15 protein-coding genes are annotated in these 16,982 nt (G+C 71.5%); 4 read left to right on the top strand and 11 right to left on the bottom strand.

Annotated elements, in window-relative coordinates:
- Positions 1-162: 162 nt before the first annotated feature.
- From K8F61_RS17905 to guaB, 8 genes are all read right to left on the bottom strand, one after another.
- A complete protein-coding gene (locus K8F61_RS17905; RefSeq protein ID WP_231821577.1) occupies positions 163-918 on the bottom strand; it encodes an SURF1 family protein in 756 nt (251 codons plus the stop codon).
- A 70-nt stretch (positions 919-988) separates the two neighbouring features.
- Positions 989-2,107, bottom strand: coding sequence for a GuaB3 family IMP dehydrogenase-related protein (locus tag K8F61_RS17900; protein ID WP_067242253.1), 1,119 nt, complete (start codon positions 2,105-2,107; stop codon positions 989-991).
- A 113-nt stretch (positions 2,108-2,220) separates the two neighbouring features.
- Positions 2,221-2,772, bottom strand: coding sequence for an OsmC family protein (locus K8F61_RS17895; protein WP_231820146.1), 552 nt, complete (start codon positions 2,770-2,772; stop codon positions 2,221-2,223).
- A 236-nt stretch (positions 2,773-3,008) separates the two neighbouring features.
- The gene (locus tag K8F61_RS17890) at positions 3,009-4,697 is read right to left on the bottom strand and encodes an ABC-F family ATP-binding cassette domain-containing protein (RefSeq protein ID WP_231820145.1); all 1,689 of its coding nucleotides are present in this window, start codon (positions 4,695-4,697) and stop codon (positions 3,009-3,011) included.
- Between the two features lie 261 nt (positions 4,698-4,958).
- On the bottom strand, positions 4,959-6,455 hold the full coding sequence (locus tag K8F61_RS17885; RefSeq protein WP_231820144.1) for a pyridoxal phosphate-dependent decarboxylase family protein: 1,497 nt from the start codon (positions 6,453-6,455) through the stop codon (positions 4,959-4,961).
- A complete protein-coding gene (locus tag K8F61_RS17880) occupies positions 6,452-7,828 on the bottom strand; it encodes an MFS transporter (protein WP_231820143.1) in 1,377 nt (458 codons plus the stop codon). The genes K8F61_RS17885 and K8F61_RS17880 overlap by 4 nt, the downstream gene beginning before the upstream one ends.
- A 58-nt stretch (positions 7,829-7,886) precedes the next feature.
- Positions 7,887-8,165 carry a DUF2277 domain-containing protein gene (locus tag K8F61_RS17875; protein ID WP_067242223.1) on the bottom strand — a complete coding sequence of 93 codons (279 nt, stop codon included), beginning with the start codon at positions 8,163-8,165 and terminating at the stop codon, positions 7,887-7,889.
- A 99-nt stretch (positions 8,166-8,264) separates the two neighbouring features.
- The gene (gene guaB / locus K8F61_RS17870; protein WP_231820142.1) at positions 8,265-9,767 is read right to left on the bottom strand and encodes an IMP dehydrogenase; all 1,503 of its coding nucleotides are present in this window, start codon (positions 9,765-9,767) and stop codon (positions 8,265-8,267) included.
- Between the two features lie 206 nt (positions 9,768-9,973).
- Here guaB and K8F61_RS17865 point away from each other — a divergent pair, with 206 nt between their 5' ends.
- The 4 genes from K8F61_RS17865 to K8F61_RS17850 are packed head-to-tail and all read left to right on the top strand — an operon-like array spanning position 9,974 to position 14,075.
- Entirely contained in the window at positions 9,974-11,317 is a 1,344-nt protein-coding gene (locus K8F61_RS17865; protein ID WP_231820141.1) for a branched-chain amino acid ABC transporter permease, read from the top strand.
- A 1-nt stretch (position 11,318) separates the two neighbouring features.
- Positions 11,319-12,296: a branched-chain amino acid ABC transporter permease gene (locus K8F61_RS17860; protein ID WP_067242212.1), complete on the top strand. Its 978-nt coding sequence runs from the start codon at positions 11,319-11,321 to the stop codon at positions 12,294-12,296.
- Positions 12,297-12,318: 22 nt separating this feature from the next.
- Complete coding sequence (locus K8F61_RS17855; protein WP_219085483.1) at positions 12,319-13,344, top strand: ABC transporter ATP-binding protein; 1,026 nt, start codon at positions 12,319-12,321, stop codon at positions 13,342-13,344.
- On the top strand, positions 13,341-14,075 hold the full coding sequence (locus K8F61_RS17850; protein WP_231820140.1) for an ABC transporter ATP-binding protein: 735 nt from the start codon (positions 13,341-13,343) through the stop codon (positions 14,073-14,075). The genes K8F61_RS17855 and K8F61_RS17850 overlap by 4 nt, the downstream gene beginning before the upstream one ends.
- Before the next feature lie 61 nt (positions 14,076-14,136).
- Here the strand turns inward: K8F61_RS17850 and K8F61_RS17845 are convergent, their stop codons facing one another.
- The 3 genes from K8F61_RS17845 to groES all read right to left on the bottom strand — a co-directional run bounded on the left by K8F61_RS17845 (position 14,137) and on the right by groES (position 16,977).
- Entirely contained in the window at positions 14,137-15,423 is a 1,287-nt protein-coding gene (locus K8F61_RS17845; RefSeq protein WP_067242202.1) for an ABC transporter substrate-binding protein, read from the bottom strand.
- A gap of 139 nt (positions 15,424-15,562) precedes the next feature.
- Positions 15,563-16,489 (bottom strand): EamA family transporter RarD, encoded by a 927-nt coding sequence (rarD, locus tag K8F61_RS17840; protein ID WP_231820139.1) that lies wholly within the window; start codon positions 16,487-16,489, stop codon positions 15,563-15,565.
- A gap of 191 nt (positions 16,490-16,680) precedes the next feature.
- Positions 16,681-16,977, bottom strand: coding sequence for a co-chaperone GroES (gene groES, locus K8F61_RS17835; protein ID WP_067242196.1), 297 nt, complete (start codon positions 16,975-16,977; stop codon positions 16,681-16,683).
- Positions 16,978-16,982 lie beyond the last annotated feature (5 nt).

Raw genomic sequence — 16,982 nt, 5'->3', positions numbered from 1 at the left:
CCGCCCGCCAGGGTGCGAGCGGCATCCGAGTGTGAGCTTACGGAGAGCCCGGACGGTTCACAACGGTCTCCCAGGTTCGTTCACGATCCCGCCATCCTCCGCGCGGGCATGGTGTCCGGCACGGAGCCGGGTGACGACCGGTCCGAGGACGACGTGCCGCGGTCAGGCCGTGCGCTCCTCGAGCTCCTCGACCTCGCGCTCCCAGGCGTCCTTGGCCAGCCGATACCAGAGGTAGAAGGCGAACCCCGCGAACACCGCCCACTCGGCGGCGTAGAAGACGTTGAGCCAGTTGACCGGGGACTGCTCGATCGGCGCCGGGGAGTCGATGTCCGCGAGCCCGCCGCGCGCCTCGGTGGCGGCGAGGAACACCCGGTAGACGGACAGGTCCTCCACGTCGTGCCACTGCCCGAGGAGCATCGCCGGCGACATCCGCGTCATGCGGTGCGGATCGGTCCGCGGCGGAGGCACCGCGCCCTCGTCCGTGATGACGCGCCCGGTGAGCTCGACGACCGAGCCGTCGGCCTCGGCCTCCAGCCGCTCCACGGCCTTCCGCGCGCTCGCCTCATCGGGAGCCCACCCGATCGCGACCGCCAGCGAGGTCTTCTCCTCGGCGTCGGCGATCCGCAGCTGGCCCGTGACCCAGTACCCCTCGACGCCGTCGTTGATCCGGTCGGTCACCAGGAGGAAGTCGCCGGGGACCCAGCTCCCGCGGGTCTCCACGCGCTGGCCGATCGAGGGCCCGGGCAGGTACGCGCCGGGCTCGACCACGTCGCCCAGCGGCAGGACCTCCTCCGTCGCGCCGGGAGGAGTCGGATCCGTGTCGATCGCGCGCCCGAGCTGCCACTGCCCGAGCCAGGCGAACACCCCCGCGACGACGAGGCACAGCACGAGCATCCCGATCCACCGTCCGCGGAGCATGACCTCGCGCAGCGTGGGCGGGAACTCCTCCTCGGGCGCGTCCGGGATCGGGGAACTCGTCACGACGGGATCAGACCCGCTCGTACGGGGCCAGGACGACCTCGACGCGCTGGAACTCCTTGAGGTCCGAGTACCCGGTCGTCGCCATGGACTTGCGCAACGCCCCGATGAGGTTCGCCGTGCCGTCGGCCACGGGGGCGGGACCGTACAGGATCTCCTCGAGCGGGGCGACGCCGTCCACGGCGACGCGACGGCCGCGCGGCAGCTTGGGGTGGTGCGCCTCGGGACCCCAGTGGTAGCCGAGACCGGGAGCGTCGGTGGCTCGGGCCAGCGCGACGCCGAGCATGACGGCGTCGGCGCCCATCGCGAGCGCCTTGACGATGTCGCCGGACGTGCCGACCCCGCCGTCCGCGATCACGTGCACGTAGCGGCCGCCCGACTCGTCGAGGTAGTCGCGACGAGCGGCGGCGACGTCGGAGACGGCGGTCGCCATCGGCGCGTGGATGCCGAGCGTGGCCCGCGTCGTCGACGCCGCGCCTCCCCCGAAGCCGACGAGCACGCCCGCCGCCCCCGTGCGCATGAGGTGCAGCGCGGCGGTGTAGGTCGCGGCGCCGCCGACGATCACCGGCACGTCGAGGTCGTAGATGAACTTCTTGAGGTTCAGGGGTGCGGCGACGCTGGAGACGTGCTCGGCGGACACGGTCGTGCCGCGGATCACGAAGAGGTCGACCCCGGCGGCGACGACCGTCTCGTAGTGCTCCTGGATGCGCTGCGGGGTGAGCGAACCGGCCACGGTCACGCCGCCGGCGCGGATCTCCGCCAGACGCTGCGTGATGAGCTCGGGCTTGATGGGCTCGTCGTACAGCTCCTGCATGCGGACGGTGGCGTGCGCCTCGTCGAGCCCTGCGATCTCCTGGAACAGCGGCTCGGGGTCCTCGTACCGGGTCCACAGTCCCTCGAGGTCGAGCACGCCGAGCCCGCCCAGGCGCCCCAGCGCGATCGCCGTCTGCGGGCTGATGACGGAGTCCATGGGCGCCCCGAGGACCGGGATCTCGAACGGGAACGCGTCGATAGTCCACGCCGTCGACACATCCTCCGGGTTGCGGGTCCGGCGGGACGGAACCACCGCGATGTCGTCGAACGTGTAGGCACGGCGCGCGCGCTTGCCTCGGCCGATCTCGATGTCCATGGTCACCCTCCTACCCTACCCGCGATGCCCGACGCCGCCGTGTCCGCGCGGCAGGGCGGACAGGGCGGCGAGAGACGGGGTTCCGGGAAGGGCCGTGACCGGATCCGGACGGATCAGGCCAGGGCGCCCGAGGTCGGCACGGGGTTCGCGAACAGGTCGAGCACGGGGCAGTGCTCCTCGACCACGGCGCGGAGGCGCTCGTAGTCCTCGACCGCGTCGGGACCGGTGATGTCGACACGGACGCGGACGTCGTGGAAGCCGGCACGGCCGGACTCGTCGATCCCGAAGAGCTTGCGCACGTCGAGGTCGCCCTCCGCGGTGATCTCGATGTCGTCGATCGTCAGCCCCAGCGCCTGCGCGTAGAGACGGAAGACCACGACCTGACACGAGACGAGGGCGCCGAGCGCGTACTCGACCGGGCTCGCGGCAGCGTCGTCGCCGGCGAGGGCCGCCGGCTCGTCCACGAGGAAGCGGTGCTTGCCCGCGCGGACCTCGGTGCCCACCGATCCCACGCCGCGTCCCACGACGCGGTAGGTCAGCGCCGCGCTGCGCGGGTCGGCGGCGATCCTCTCGTTCCAGGCGGCGCCTGCGGTGCCGAGGCGCTGCGCGCGCTCCTCGGGCGAGACCTCGGGGATGAGCGTGGTGGGGTCCTGGGTGATCGTCATGGCCCGACGCTAGCCGCGCCGCCCGGCCGGACGTCACGACGGCGTCACCGTGCGCAACACCGCGTCATCCGACGTCACGCGCGACCCTCGGATCGCGGGCGCCCCCTTCGCTGCGCTGCCCCGGCCGTCGCGCCGCCGCGGAGTCTTCGGTCAGCGGATCCGGACGATTCCCGCGGATGCGCCGCGCCCCTCCTCGTGGTCGACGGGAGGGGCGCGGCGGGAGGGCGCGGGCGGGCTCAGCGAGCGCGAGCGACCCGCCGCTCGTCCCAGACCGGCTCATCGGCCTCGAACACCGTGCCGTCCTCCCCGAACACGAGGAACCGGTCGAACGAGCGGGCGAACCAGCGGTCGTGCGTCACGGCGACGACGGTGCCCTCGAACCGCGCGATCGCGGCCTCCAGGGCCTCGGCGGACTCCAGATCCAGGTTGTCGGTCGGCTCGTCCAGGAGCAGCAGCGTCGCCCCCGACAGCTCGAGCAGCAGCACCTGGAAGCGCGCCTGCTGCCCGCCGGAGAGCTGGTCGAACTCCTGCTGTGCCTGACGCACCAGGCCGTAGCGGTCCAGCGCCGAGCTGGCGGCGTCCCGGGGCAGGCCGGTGCGGCGTTCGTCGCCGCGATGCAGGATCTCCAGCAGCGTCCGCCCCGCGAACTCGGGGTGCGCGTGCGTCTGGGCGAAGAGGCCGGGCACCACGCGGGCGCCGAGCGTCGCGGTCCCGGTGTGGGCGACCGGGTCGAGCCGCTCCGCCGTCGAGATCAGGTGTCCGAGCGTCGGATCCGGATCGCTCCCGCCGCGCGCGAGGAGCCGGAGGAAGTGCGACTTGCCGGATCCGTTCGACCCCAGGACGGCGATCCGGTCGCCGAACCAGATCTCGGCATCGAACGGTCGCATCAGCCCGGTGAGCTCCAGCGCCGTGCAGACGATCGCCCGCTTTCCGGTGCGGGCGCCGCGCAGCCGCATGTCGAACTCCTGTGCGGGCGGGCGCTCCTCGGGCGGGCCCGCCTCCTCGAACTTGCGCAGGCGCGTCTGGGCGGCCTGATACCGCGACGCGAAGCCGTCGTTCGCCGACGCCTTCACCTTCAGCGTCGCGACCAGGGTCCGCAGCTTCTCGTGCTGCTCGTCCCAGCGCCGGCGCAGCTCGTCGAGCCGGTCCATGCGGTCCGCGCGAGCCTGGTGGTAGGTGGCGAAGCCGCCGCCGTGCACCCAGGCGGTCGCCCCCGCTCCCCCGGGCTCCAGCGTCACGATCCGATCCGCGGCCCGTGCGAGCAGCTCGCGGTCGTGCGAGACCAGGAGCACGGTCTTCGGCGTCTGCCGCAGCTGCTGCTCGAGCCAGCGCTTGCCCGGGACGTCCAGGTAGTTGTCCGGCTCGTCCAGGAGCAGCACGTCGTCCGGACCGCGAAGGAGCGCCTCCAGCGCCAGCCGCTTCTGCTCGCCGCCCGACAGCGTGGCGAGGTCGCGGAAGCGGGCGCGCTCGAACGGGATCCCGAGCGCGGCCATCGTGCACTGGTCCCAGACGGTCTCGTGCTCGTATCCGCCGGCATCGGCGTAGTCGGCGATCGCGGAGGCGTAACGCATCTGCGTGTCGTGCGTGTCGTCCTCGATGAGCGCGTTCTCGGCTGCGTCCAGCGCCTCCGCAGCCGTCCGGATCCGCTCCGGCGCGACGCGCACGAGCAGGTCGTGCACGGTCTCGCCCTCCCGGCCGTGTCCGATGAACTGGTCCATGACGCCCAGCGATCCGTCGATGGTGACCACGCCGGAGTCCGGGGCCTGCTCGCCGCGGATCACGCGCAGCAGCGTCGTCTTGCCCGCGCCGTTGGGCCCGATCAGCGCGCTCGTCGATCCGGCGCCGACACGGAACCCGGCCTCGTCCAGCAGGGGGCGTCCGTCCGGCAGGGCGAGCGAGATGCCGGCGACGTCGATGTGTCCCACGGGGGTCTTTCCTTCCGCCCGCGTCCGGTCGGAAGGCGAGCCTTCCAGAATACCAGCGCCGCCCGCCGTTTCGGGGCGCGTCCCGGTGCCCCGGTCCCCCTTCCCCCGCCCCACTCCCCCGCCCGGTGCCCCAAACCCAGCCCCGCTCCCTCCCGATCCCCCGGGTTCGGGGCGCGTGGTGGGGGCGAAGGGGCTCATCACTGGCCCCGATGCCCCGTTGTGCGCCCCGAAACCGCGGGACGCGGGGCGCGGGGGCGGGGGTCAGGCGGGGGCGGAGAGACGGGCGACCAGCTCGGTGAGCAGGGCCTCGGCGACCGGGGCGGGAAGCTCCTCGATCAGTGCCATCAGCGTCGCCATCGGACGATCCGGACGCACCGTCCCCGCGCCGGCGAGCGTCAGCAGCGTCGATGCGGCTCGGGGTCCGGGCACGCGCCCGCCGGGACCGTATCCGAGCGCCCGCATCGCACGCGCCAGTCCCCGGGCGTCCGCGGGCGGGCGGCCCCGGACGTCGTCGGCCGCCGCGGTGAGCGCGGACCGGAACTCGCCGATCCGCCGCTCCAGGACGGGCGTGAGGGTGAGGTGCGCGCTGCGCGGGAGCCGCGAGCCGTCCGTCTGCACGAACCCGGGCTGGTGCTGGATCCGCCATCCGCGCCCCGCGAGCGCGTCGGCGAGATGATGCGGATCCACCCGCACCGCCGCGGGGGCGTCGGGATCGGCCACCAGCGTGACCGCGGGGCCGGCGGGATCCCCCCACACCTGCAGCCCCGCGATCGACTCGACCTCCGCGCGGACGCTTTCCGCCACGCGCGCGATCGACCGGGCGAGCTCCGCGAACCCCGCGTCTCCCAGGCGATGGACGATGGCCCACGCCGCTGCCAGCGACGAGGCCGACCGGGAGCCGAGCAGCGTGGGGTTCACCACGGGGTAGCCCGGCCAGCGCGTCGTCGCGAAGAACTGCGCGCGGTGATCGCGGCGGTCCCGGTGCAGGAGCACGGAGACGCCCTTCGGCGCATACCCGAACTTGTGGAGGTCGGCGGAGATGCTCGTGACGCCGTCCACCCGGAAGTCCCACGGCGGCACCCGGCGGTTCCCGCCGCCGTCCGGCCACCACGGCAGGACCAGACCGCCGAAGCAGGCGTCGACGTGACAGCGGATCCCGCGGGCGCGCGCGGCCTCGGCGACCTCGCGGACCGGATCCAGTGCTCCGCTCGGGTACGCCGGTGCGGACACCACGACCAGAGCCACGTCGGCGTCGAGCCGCGACACGACGTCCTGCGCGCGGACGCTGCCGTCCGCCCCGCACGGCACCGGATCCCACTCCAGGTCGAACAGGCGCGCCGCCTTCTGGAACGCGGCGTGCGCCGTGGCGGGGGCGACCAGCCGGGGCCGCACCGCGGGGATCGCCGCCGAGCGCTCCGACCGCCACCGGTCCCGTGCGGTCTTCACCGCCAGCAGACAGCTCTCGGTGCCGCCGCTCGTGACCGTCCCCACGGCGCCGCCGATCCCCCTCCCCGTCCGGGGACCGCCGTGCAGCACACGGCGCACGAAGCCGAGCAGCTCCCGCTCCATCACGGCGACGGACGGGAAGACGGTGGGATCGAGCCCGTTCACCGGCCGCGACAGCCGCGCGGCCTCGTCGGCGAGCTCGTCGAGCTCCGGGAGGCCCGCGTCGTACACATAGGCCAGGACGCGGCCGCCGTGCGTGGGCGCGTCCCCGGCGCGCAGACGGCGCAGCCGGTCGAGGATCGCCTCGCTCATGCGGAGGTCCCGAGGATGTCGCGTTCGCGCAGCCGGTAGCGGGACACGGTCACGAGGCTCACCGCCATGAGCGCCGCCGGGAGCAGGCTGAACGAGACCGCGATGCCGACGAGGGCGGCCGCGGGCTGCTGCACCCCGCCCGCGGCCGAGACGGCGGCCGTCGACTCGACGTAGCCGGTGACCGCGAGCACGATCGACAGCACCGTCGCCCCGAGCGCCATGCCGGTGGTCTCGCCGGCGGTCCAGACGCCGCTGAAGACCCCCGACCGGTTCTCGCCCCCGGTCCGTCGGTCGTGCGCGATGACGTCGGGGAGCATCGCCATGGGCAGCGTCTGCATCCCCGCGTAGGCGGCGCCGGCCAGAGCCACGGGCCCGAGGATCCACCAGCCCGGCGCCCAGGCGGACACGGACAGGACCAGCGTGGCGCCCAGGAACACCACGCTGGCGAGGCGGAAGGCGCGCTCCTTCCCCACCCGGTCGGCGATCAGCTTCCACACCGGCGCCATGAGCAGTGCGGGGGCGATCAGAGCCGCGAACAACGGCGTCACGGCCCCCTCGTCGTGCAGCAGCCAGCGCGCCACGAACTGGGCGGCGGCCAGCATGAGGCCGGTGGCGAGCCCCTGCAGCATGAAAGTGACGAGCAGCGCGCGGAAGGGCGCACTCTCCCGGAGCACCGCGATCCCCGCCCGGTAGTGCCCGCCGAGCGCCACGCGGGGCGGGGCCGCGGAGGGCGCGCGACGGGGTGCCACGGTCGAGGCCACGAGCATCCCGATGCCGAGCACCACCCCGGCGACGGCCGCCATGACGAGGTAGCCGAGCAGCGGATCCTCGGGGAACATCCCGCGCAGCTCCGGACCGCCGGCCCCGAACAGCAGGATCGCGAGCGTCAGGACGACGACCCGCCAGCTCAGCAGGCGCGTGCGTTCGCGGTAGTCGTCGGTGAGCTCGGCGGGCAGGGCGATGTAGGGCACCTGGAAGAGGCTGAAGCAGGTCGCCGCGGCGAGGAACGCCACGAGCACCCACGCCCCGGCGAGCGCCGGGGCGAGTCCCTCGGGCACCGCGAAGGTCAGCACGAAGGCGACGGGAAGGGCGATCCCGCCGAGCACCATGAACGCGCGACGGGTCCCCGCGCGGGCGAACGATCGATCGCTCAGGCCGCCGATGACCGGATCGATCAGGACGTCCCACACCTTGGCGGCGGTCACGATCGCGCCGGCGGCGAGCGCGGTCACGCCCAGCGAGTCGGTCAGATAGTAGACGAGGACGAGACCCGGGAGCGTCGCGAATCCGCCGGTCCCCAGGGAGCCGATGGCATAGCGCGACACCTGCCCGCGGGTGAGGCGCACGGCCGCGGAATTCGTCGTCGAACCCATGCGGTCACTCTAGCGATCGGAGCCCCGCATGCCGTATGCGGCGGAGGGGACGACGGGGTCAGGCCGCCGCGTAGCGACCGGACGCGATCGCACGGGCGCGGGCCTTCTCGGCCTCCTCCTCGCGGTTCTTCGGCGGCCGGGTGGCGACGAGGTCGTTCAGCAGATGCTGGGTCGCGTGCGCGATCTCGGCGACGGCCCGGTCGAAGGCCTCCTGATTGGCCTTGGACGGCTTCGTCGTCCCAGCGATCTTGCGCACGTACTGGAGGGCGGCGGCGTGCACCTCCTCCGACGTCGCGGCCGGTTCGAAGTTGTGGAGGGTGTGGATGCTTCGGCACATGCCCGACACGCTACGCCGGGTCATGGACACGGACCAGGCCCGGGCGCCGCGCACCTGCACGACGACGGGGACGACGGACAGGCCGGACCCGGTGCCGTCTCACTTCTTGTAGTTCGGCGCCTCGACCACGATCTGCACGTCGTGCGGGTGGGACTCCTTGAGCCCCGCCGCGGTGATCCGCACGAAACGGCCGCGCTCCTTGAGCTCGCCGATCGTCCGGGCACCGACGTAGAACATCGACTGACGGAGCCCGCCGACGAGCTGATAGGCGACCGCCGAGACCGGCCCGCGATACGGCACCTGACCCTCGATCCCCTCGGGGATGAGCTTGTCGTCGCTGGGCACGTCGGCCTGGAAGTAGCGGTCCTTGGAGTACGAGGTCTGCTTGCCGCGGGTCTGCATCGCCCCGAGCGAGCCCATGCCGCGGTACTGCTTGAACTGCTTGCCGCCCTGGAAGACGATCTCGCCCGGCGACTCGTCCGTGCCGGCGAGGAGCGACCCGAGCATCACGGCGTCGGCACCCGCGACGAGCGCCTTGGCGATGTCGCCGGAGTACTGCAGGCCGCCGTCGGCGATGACCGGGATCCCGGCGGGCCGCGCGGCGAGGGAGGCCTCGTACACCGCGGTCACCTGTGGCACGCCCACGCCGGCGACGACGCGGGTGGTGCAGATCGAGCCGGGGCCGACGCCCACCTTGACCGCGTCCACGCCCGCGTCCACGAGCGCCTGCGCGCCCTCGCGGGTGGCGACGTTGCCGCCGATGACGTCGATGTGGGCGAAAGACTCGTCGGCCTTCAGGCGCGTGACGAGGTCGATCACGCCCTGGGACTGCCCGTTCGCGGTGTCCACGACCAGGACGTCCACGCCCGCGTCGCGCAGCGCCTCGGCGCGCTCCCACGCGTCGCCGAAGAAGCCGATGGCCGCGCCGACGCGGAGGCGTCCCTGCTCGTCCTTGGTCGCGAGCGGGTACTTCTCACTCTTGTCGAAGTCCTTGATCGTGATGAGCCCGGCGAGCCGGCCGTCCTCATCGATGAGCGGGAGCTTCTCCACGCGGTGCTTCGCGAACAGCGCGATGACCTCACCCGCGGCCACGCCGACCTTCGCGGTGACGAGGTCCTCGCGGGTCATCACGTCCTTGACGAGGGTGGTCTGCCGCTCGAAGCCGGAGACGAAGCGCATGTCGCGGTTGGTGACGATGCCCACCAGACGGCCGTCCGGGTCGACGACGGGCAGACCCGAGATGCGGTACTTGGCGCAGAGCGCGTCGACCTCCTCGATCGTCGCCTCGGGCGTCGTGGTGATCGGATCCGTGATCATGCCGGATTCGCTGCGCTTGACGCGGTCGACCTGCGCGGCCTGATCCGCGATCGAGAGGTTCCGGTGCAGGATGCCGAGGCCGCCCTCGCGCGCCATGGCGATCGCCATCCGGGCCTCGGTCACGGTGTCCATCGCACTGGAGAGCAGCGGGGTAGCCACCGAGATGCGGCGGGTCACGCGCGAGGACGTGTCCGCCTCGCTGGGGATCACGTCGGTATGCCCGGGCAGCAGCAGCACGTCATCGTAGGTGAGTCCGACGAAACCGAACGGGTCGTGCTGCTCCATGGGGGTGTGCTCCTCTCGCGCCGTCTGACAATTCTAAGTCGCTGCGGCCGGTGGAAATTCCCGCCGGCCCGATGCCGGCCAGGGTCACGGCTCGGGCGCATTCGGCGTCGGCGCATAGGCGATCCCGCGCTGTCGGGTTACGCTCTGTTCGTCAGACCGGCGGCGCAACGAGGCGGCGCCGCGGACGCACTCACCGTGGAGGTTGCGTGAGACAAGGGACAACGGCCATCGACCGAACCCGACGATGGCTCGTGGCGCTGCTGTGCGCACTCGCAGCGGCGGTCGTGCTGGTGCTGCAGACGCCGATCGGCGCCGCGGCGGCCACCGACGACCAAGAGAAGACGGACTTCTACTTCGCCGGGACGATCACGTTCGACGACCAACCGATCGAGGGCGTCACGATCTCCGTCGAGGGCGGCGGCTTCGACGCCGAGACCGAGACGGACGCCGAGGGCAAGTGGCGGCTGTACGTTCCGGAGAAGGAGGAGTACACCCTCGCGGTGGACGAGGACACCCTCCCCGACGGCGTGATCGTGGACGCCTCGAAGCTCCCCGAGGGCGTCGAGCCGGTCTCGGGGACCTCGGGGTCCTTCACCGCCGAGTTCGGCCTGACCGGGACGAAGATCGTCAACCTCTTCCTCGGCGAGGGCGAGCGCGTGACGGAGTCGGTCCTCGACCAGCTCCTGTCGCGCATGGTCGGCGGTCTCAACTTCGGGCTCCTCCTCGGGCTCGCCTCCATGGGGGCCGCGCTCATCTACGGCACGACCCGGCTGTCGAACTTCGCCCACGGCGAGATGGTGACCTGGGGCGGCGTCGTCGCCCTCCTGTTCACGTCGTTCTGGCACCTGCCGCTGTGGCTGGGGATCATCGGCGCCGTCGCGGGCGGCGCGCTCCTCGGATGGGCGATGGACGCGGGCCTGTGGCGGCCGCTGCGCCGACGCGGCCTCGGGATCGTGCAGCTCATGATCGTCAGCATCGGCCTGTCGCTCGCCCTCCGCTACGCGCTGCAGTACGTCATCGGCGGCGGCACCTATCAGCTCCCCGGCGCCAGCCCCACCCCGATCCAGCTCGGCCCGATCTCCCTGTCCTACATCGACATGGTCAGCATGGCGGTGAGCCTCGTGGTGATCCTGGCGGTGGCGTTCTTCCTGACGCGGACCCGGATCGGCAAGGCGACGCGCGCGATCTCCGACAACCCCCAGCTGGCCGCCGCCTCCGGAATCGACGTGGACCGGGTGATCCGGATCGTCTGGATCCTCGCGGGCGTGCTGGCCGCGATCTCCGGCATCCTCTGGGCCTACTTCCGCCCGGGCGTGAAGTGGGACATGGGCATGCAGATGCTGCTGCTGATGTTCTGCGCGATCACGCTCGGCGGGCTGGGGTCGGCGATCGGCGCCCTCGTCGGCTCGATCATCGTCGGACTCGCCGTGGAGGTCTCGACGCTGTGGATCCCCTCGGACCTGAAGTACGCGAGCGCGCTGATCGCCCTGATCGTGATCCTGCTGGTGCGCCCGCAGGGCCTGCTCGGTCGCAAGGAGAGGTTGGGCTGACATGGACTTCGGAAGCATCTTCGGCAACACCGCCAGCTATCTGTTCAGCCCGGTCACGATCGCGTACGCGCTCGCTGCGACGGGCCTGGCCGTGCACTTCGGCTACGCGGGCCTGCTGAACTTCGGCATGGCCGCCTTCATGGCGGTCGGCGGCTACGGCTACGCGATCTCCGTGCTCTCGTTCGGCCTCCCGTGGTGGCTCGGCATGCTCATCGGCCTTCTCGGCGGCGCGGTGTTCGCGCTCATCCTCGGCATCCCGACCCTGCGGCTGCGCGCCGACTACCTCGCGATCGCGACGATCGCGGCCGGGGAGATCGTGCGCCTGCTGTTCACCACGCAGCTGTTCGATCAGTGGACCAACTCGGCCGACGGCCTCGCCGGCTACCACGGCGGTTTCCGCGGCGCCAACCCGATCCCGCCGGGGACCTACGGATTCGGGCCGTGGACCTACAACGAGACGGACCTGTGGAACCGCGTGTTCGGCGTCCTGATGCTCGCGCTGGCGATCCTGCTCGTGTGGGCGCTGATGCGCAGTCCCTGGGGGCGCGTGCTCAAGGGCATCCGCGAGGACGAGGACGCCGTGCGGTCCCTGGGGAAGAACGTGTTCGCCTACAAGATGCAGTCGCTCGTCATCGGCGGCATGATCGGCGCGATGGGCGGCATCGTCTTCGTGCTGCCGTCCGCGGTGGTGCCGGGGAGCTACTCCACGTCGCTGACGTTCTTCCTCTGGACGATCCTGCTCCTCGGCGGGGCCGCGACGGTCTTCGGTCCCACGCTCGGCGCGGTGATCTTCTGGCTGGTGTTCGCCTTCCTCGGCAATCTCCTCCCCGACCTCGCGAAGGCCGGCTTCCTGCCGATGTCGGACACCCAGGCCGGGACCCTGCGGTTCGTCCTGGTCGGCGTGGCGCTCATGCTCCTCGTGATCTTCCGCCCGCAGGGCATCCTCGGAGACAAGAGGGAGATGACCTTTGTCAAGTGAAACCCCCACCCCCGGCGTTCCCGTGCCCTCGACGACCACCGGGAGCGTCCCGCGGGCCAAGACCACGGGCCTGGCCGCGGGTCCTGCCGCGCCCGGGGTCGCCAAGAACGACCCCATCCTCGTGGTCGACGCCGTCCAGCGCCGCTTCGGCGGGCTGACCGCGGTGGACGTCGACCACCTGGAGATCCCCCGGGGCGCGATCACGGCGCTCATCGGCCCGAACGGCGCCGGCAAGACGACGCTGTTCAACCTGTTGTGCGGGTTCGACCGCCCGAACTCCGGCTCGTGGGTCTACGACGGCACGAACCTCGCCGGGATCCCGTCCTTCAAGGTGGCGCGGATGGGCCAGGTCCGCACGTTCCAGCTCACCAAGTCCCTGTCCCTGCTGACCGTGCTGGAGAACATGAAGCTCGGAGCGACCGGTCAGCGCGGCGAACGCTTCTGGCCGAGCCTGTTCCCCTTCCTGTGGCGCGCTCAGGACCGGCAGATCGAGGACAAGGCCCGTGAGCTGCTGGCCCGGTTCAAGCTCGACGCCAAGGAGAAGGACTTCGCCGCGTCCCTCTCCGGAGGACAGCGCAAGCTCCTGGAGATGGCGAGAGCCCTGATGACCGACCCGAACCTCGTCATGCTCGACGAGCCGATGGCGGGCGTGAACCCGGCCCTGACCCAGTCGCTGCTCGATCACATCCTGGATCTGAAGGACCTCGGGATGACGGTGCTCTTCGTCGAGCACGACATGCACATGGTCCGTCACATCGCGGACTGGGTCGTCGTCATGGCCGAGGGCCGGGTGGTCGCCGAGGGGCCGCCGGAGACGGTGATGGAGGACCCGGCGGTCGTCGACGCGTACCTCGGCGCCCACCAGGACGTGGACCTCGGCACCGTGACCGGCCGCATCTCGGTGGGCGACGTCGCCGAGGCGCAGGCCCTGCGCGCGGAGATCGAGGCGGAGGCGGTCGAGGAGCTGGACGCCGTGGAGGCGCAGCGCGAGGGGACGGAGCCCGGGTCGGGACCGGCCGGCGGCGAGAAGGACGGAGAGAACGCATGAGCGAGGACGTCGTCGTCGAGCTGACCGACGTGCACGCCGGGTACCTCCCGGGCGTGAACATCCTCAACGGAGCCAACCTCGTCGCCCGCCGCGGCGAGCTGATCGGGATCATCGGCCCGAACGGTGCCGGGAAGTCGACGCTGCTGAAGTCGATCTTCGGGCTCGTGAACGTGCGCTCCGGCGACATCACCGTCAACGGCGACAGCATCGTCGGGCTGAAGGCGGACAAGCTGGTGCGCCGCGGCGTCGCCTTCGTGCCGCAGACGAACAACGTCTTCCCGTCCCTCACGATCGCCGAGAACCTGCAGATGGGCCTGTACCAGAACCCGCGGATCTACGCCGAGCGGCTCGAGTTCGTCACCGGCATCTTCGCGGAGCTCGGCAAGCGGTTGAACCAGCGCGCCGGGTCGCTGTCGGGCGGGGAGCGCCAGATGGTGGCCATGTCGCGGGCTCTCATGATGGACCCGTCCGTGCTGCTGCTGGACGAGCCGTCCGCGGGCCTGTCCCCCGTCCGCCAGGACGACGCCTTCATCCGCGTCTCCGACATCAACAAGGCGGGCGTCACCACGATCATGGTCGAGCAGAACGCCCGCCGCTGCCTGCAGATCTGCGACCGCGGGTATGTCCTCGACCAGGGCCGGGACGCGTACGAAGGGGCGGGGCGCGACCTGCTGAACGACCCGAAGGTCATCGGGCTCTACCTGGGCACGCTGGGCACCGACGCGGCCTGACGGCGCAGGAGACGCCGAACGGCCCCGGATCCGAGGATCCGGGGCCGTTCCGTGACCGGTGTCAGTTGGTGCGCTCGTAGAGGTTGTCGGCACCGTACTTGAAGATGCCGATCGCGGCGCCCGTCGGGTCGCCGTTCTCGTCGAACGTGACGTCGCCGGAGTAGCCGTTGTAGTCGGCCACGCCGCCGTCGTTGATGATCTTCGCGCAGTCGGCGAAGCTCGTGCAGGCCTTGCCGTCGCCGGACCCGCCGGAGACCTCCTGCATCTTGGCGGCGATGTCCGCGCCCTTCGTCGACCCGGAGGCGAGCGACGCCAGAGCCATCAGCACGACGGCGTCGTACGCCTCGGCGGCGTAGGTGAAGTCCTGGATGGTGGAGTTGCCCTCACCCGTCCAGTACGTCTGCAGCCGCTCCGTGAAGTCGTCCGACAGGGCGGGCCCCGGACGCGTGCCCTGCGCGCCCTCCAGCGACACGGGGAGGTTCGTGGACGCCTCGGCACCGTAGTTCGAGGTGTTGCCGTCCACCATGTAGAACTTGTCGGCGGTGATGCCGGCGTTCACCAGAAGCGGGGCGATGGTGCGGAACTGGTCGAACGAGACGACGGCGACCGCATCCGGGTTCGCCGCCTTGATCGTCGCCACCTGGGCGTCGAACTGCGCGTCGCCGACGTTGAAGGACGCCTCCGCGACCACCTGGCCGCCCGCGCTCTCGAACGTCTCCTTGATCGCCGCGTCCAGACCCGTGCCGTACGCGTCGTTCTGGTAGATGATGCCGAGGGTCTTGCGCCCGTCCTCGGCGATCAGGTTCCCGAGGACCTCGCCCTGGAGCAGATCGCTCGGCGCGGTGCGGAAGTAGAGGCCGTCATCCTCGAACGTGGTGAAGTCAGGCGAGGTGTTGGAGGGCGAGATCGTGATGATGCCCTTCGCGACGTTGCCGTCCAGGATGAGCTTGGACACGCCGGACGCGGCCGCGCCGACGATGCCGGCGACGCCCGCGCTCTGCAGCTTGCTGATCGAGGTCTCGTACGCCTTGGTGTCGGTGTCGCCCTCGTCCTCGCTGGTCATGTCGACCGTGATCCCGGCCTTGGCGTCGTTGATCTCCTGCACCGCCAGCCCCACGCCGGACTCCATCGGCGGGCCGAGGAACGACAGCGAGCCCGTCTGCGGCAGCAGCGACCCCAGCTTCAGTGTGATGTCGCCGGCGGGCTTCTCGCCACCGCCGCCGCCGGTGTCGCCGGACGGCGTGCCGGCGGGTGAGCCGCTGCAGCCGGCGATCACGAGGGCCGATACACCGACCAGGGCGATCCCGGTCAGGGTCTTCGCCACCCTCGAACCCTTCAGTGCGTTCATGATGCTCCTTTGCGTGACTGAACGTGGCGACACCATCGTCGGTGCCCGCCCGTCGGGTGTAACCACCCTAGATCCGGCCGCGGCGCATCCGCGTATCAGTGCGTTAACGATCGGATCCCGCGTCGCGCGGGACCGGGTGTCACACCAGCTCGGGAGCCGCCGTCCGCGGGCCCCGGCGCCCTTCCCGCAGCAGATCCACGAGGAACACCGCGATCGCGATCCACACGATCGTGAAGCCGATCCACCGCTCCAGCGGCATGGGCTCCCCACGGAAGACGGCGCCCACGATGAACTGCATCACCGGCGTGATGAACTGCAGCATGCCGATCACGGTGAGGCCGATCCGTCGCGCCCCGGCCGCGAACAGCAGCAGCGGCACGGCCGTGGCGACGCCGGCGAAGGCCAGCAGCGCCGCGTGCGTCGGGCCCGCCGCCCCGAGGGTCACGCCGGTGGTCTGCGCGACCGCGATGAGCTGCACGAGCGCGACCGGGATCAGCCAGAACGACTCCAGGGTGAGCCCGCTGACGGCGTCGACCGCCGCGCCGATCCGCTTCTTGACCAGTCCGTACACGCCGAACGAGGCGGTGAGCGAGAGCGCGATCCAGGGGAAGGACCCGTAGGCGAACACGATCACCAGCACGGCGAGCGAGGCGATCCCGATGGCGGCCCACTGCAGCGGGCGGATCCGCTCCCGCAGGACGAAGACGCCCAGCAGCACGGTCGTGATCGGGTTGATGAAGTAGCCGAGGCTCGTCTCGACGATGTGGTCGGACAGCGTCGCGATGACGAAGACCTGCCAGTTGACGTAGATGAGCACGCCGGCCAGCGCGGTCCAGCCGAGCAGGCGCGGCTGCCGCACGATGGCGCCGAGCGCGCTCCAGCCGCGCATCACCGTGAGCAGGATCAGGCAGAACACGAACGACAGCAGCACCCGCCACGCAACCAGCTCCCACGGACCGGTGGGGACCAGCAGCAGGAAGTACAGCGGCAGCACGCCCCAGATCAGGTAGGCGCCGCCGGCGTACACCGCTCCGGCCGTCTGCGGGCTGCGCGGGGATGGGCTCACCGGTCAACCCTATGGCGCGCTCACGGCTCAGCGGCGCCTGTCCGGGTCCGGTTCGGGGCGGATTCCGGCCATTCGGGGCGTGATTCGCGCCAATCTCCGCCCGGAACGCGCCCCAAGACGCGGCGGACCGCCCGGACACGGCGAAGGGCCCGGATGCCGAGGCATCCGGGCCCTTCGTGAACGTCAGCGCGTCAGCGGACGACGACCGCGAGGACGTCGCGGGCCGAGAGCACCAGGTACTCGTCGGCGCCGAACTTGACCTCGGTCCCGCCGTACTTGCTGTAGAGCACGCGGTCGCCGACGGCGACGTCGAGCGGAACACGGTTGCCGTTGTCGTCGATGCGGCCGGGGCCCACGGCCACGACCTCGCCCTCCTGGGGCTTCTCCTTGGCGGTGTCGGGGATGACCAGGCCACTCGCGGTGGTCTGCTCGGCCTCGACCTGCTGGATGACGATGCGGTCCTCGAGCGGCTTGATGGAAACCGACACGGTCT

Origin of the sequence: Microbacterium resistens (genome assembly GCF_021172025.1) — a bacterium.
In the GTDB taxonomy this organism is placed as follows: Bacteria; Actinomycetota; Actinomycetes; order Actinomycetales; family Microbacteriaceae; genus Microbacterium; species Microbacterium resistens.
This window is presented reverse-complemented; position numbering and strand designations above follow the sequence as displayed.

Excerpts from the sequence above, each read along its gene's own strand:
- K8F61_RS17905 (WP_231821577.1), bottom strand. The coding sequence starts at position 918 with ATGCTCCGCGGACGGTGGATCGGGATGCTCGTGCTGTGCCTCGTCGTC.
- K8F61_RS17900 (WP_067242253.1), bottom strand. The coding sequence starts at position 2,107 with ATGGACATCGAGATCGGCCGAGGCAAGCGCGCGCGCCGTGCCTACACG.
- K8F61_RS17895 (WP_231820146.1), bottom strand. The coding sequence starts at position 2,772 with ATGACGATCACCCAGGACCCCACCACGCTCATCCCCGAGGTCTCGCCC.
- K8F61_RS17885 (WP_231820144.1), bottom strand. The coding sequence starts at position 6,455 with ATGAGCGAGGCGATCCTCGACCGGCTGCGCCGTCTGCGCGCCGGGGAC.
- K8F61_RS17880 (WP_231820143.1), bottom strand. The coding sequence starts at position 7,828 with ATGGGTTCGACGACGAATTCCGCGGCCGTGCGCCTCACCCGCGGGCAG.
- K8F61_RS17875 (WP_067242223.1), bottom strand. The coding sequence starts at position 8,165 with ATGTGCCGAAGCATCCACACCCTCCACAACTTCGAACCGGCCGCGACG.
- guaB (WP_231820142.1), bottom strand. The coding sequence starts at position 9,767 with ATGGAGCAGCACGACCCGTTCGGTTTCGTCGGACTCACCTACGATGAC.
- K8F61_RS17860 (WP_067242212.1), top strand. The coding sequence starts at position 11,319 with ATGGACTTCGGAAGCATCTTCGGCAACACCGCCAGCTATCTGTTCAGC.
- K8F61_RS17850 (WP_231820140.1), top strand. The coding sequence starts at position 13,341 with ATGAGCGAGGACGTCGTCGTCGAGCTGACCGACGTGCACGCCGGGTAC.
- K8F61_RS17845 (WP_067242202.1), bottom strand. The coding sequence starts at position 15,423 with ATGAACGCACTGAAGGGTTCGAGGGTGGCGAAGACCCTGACCGGGATC.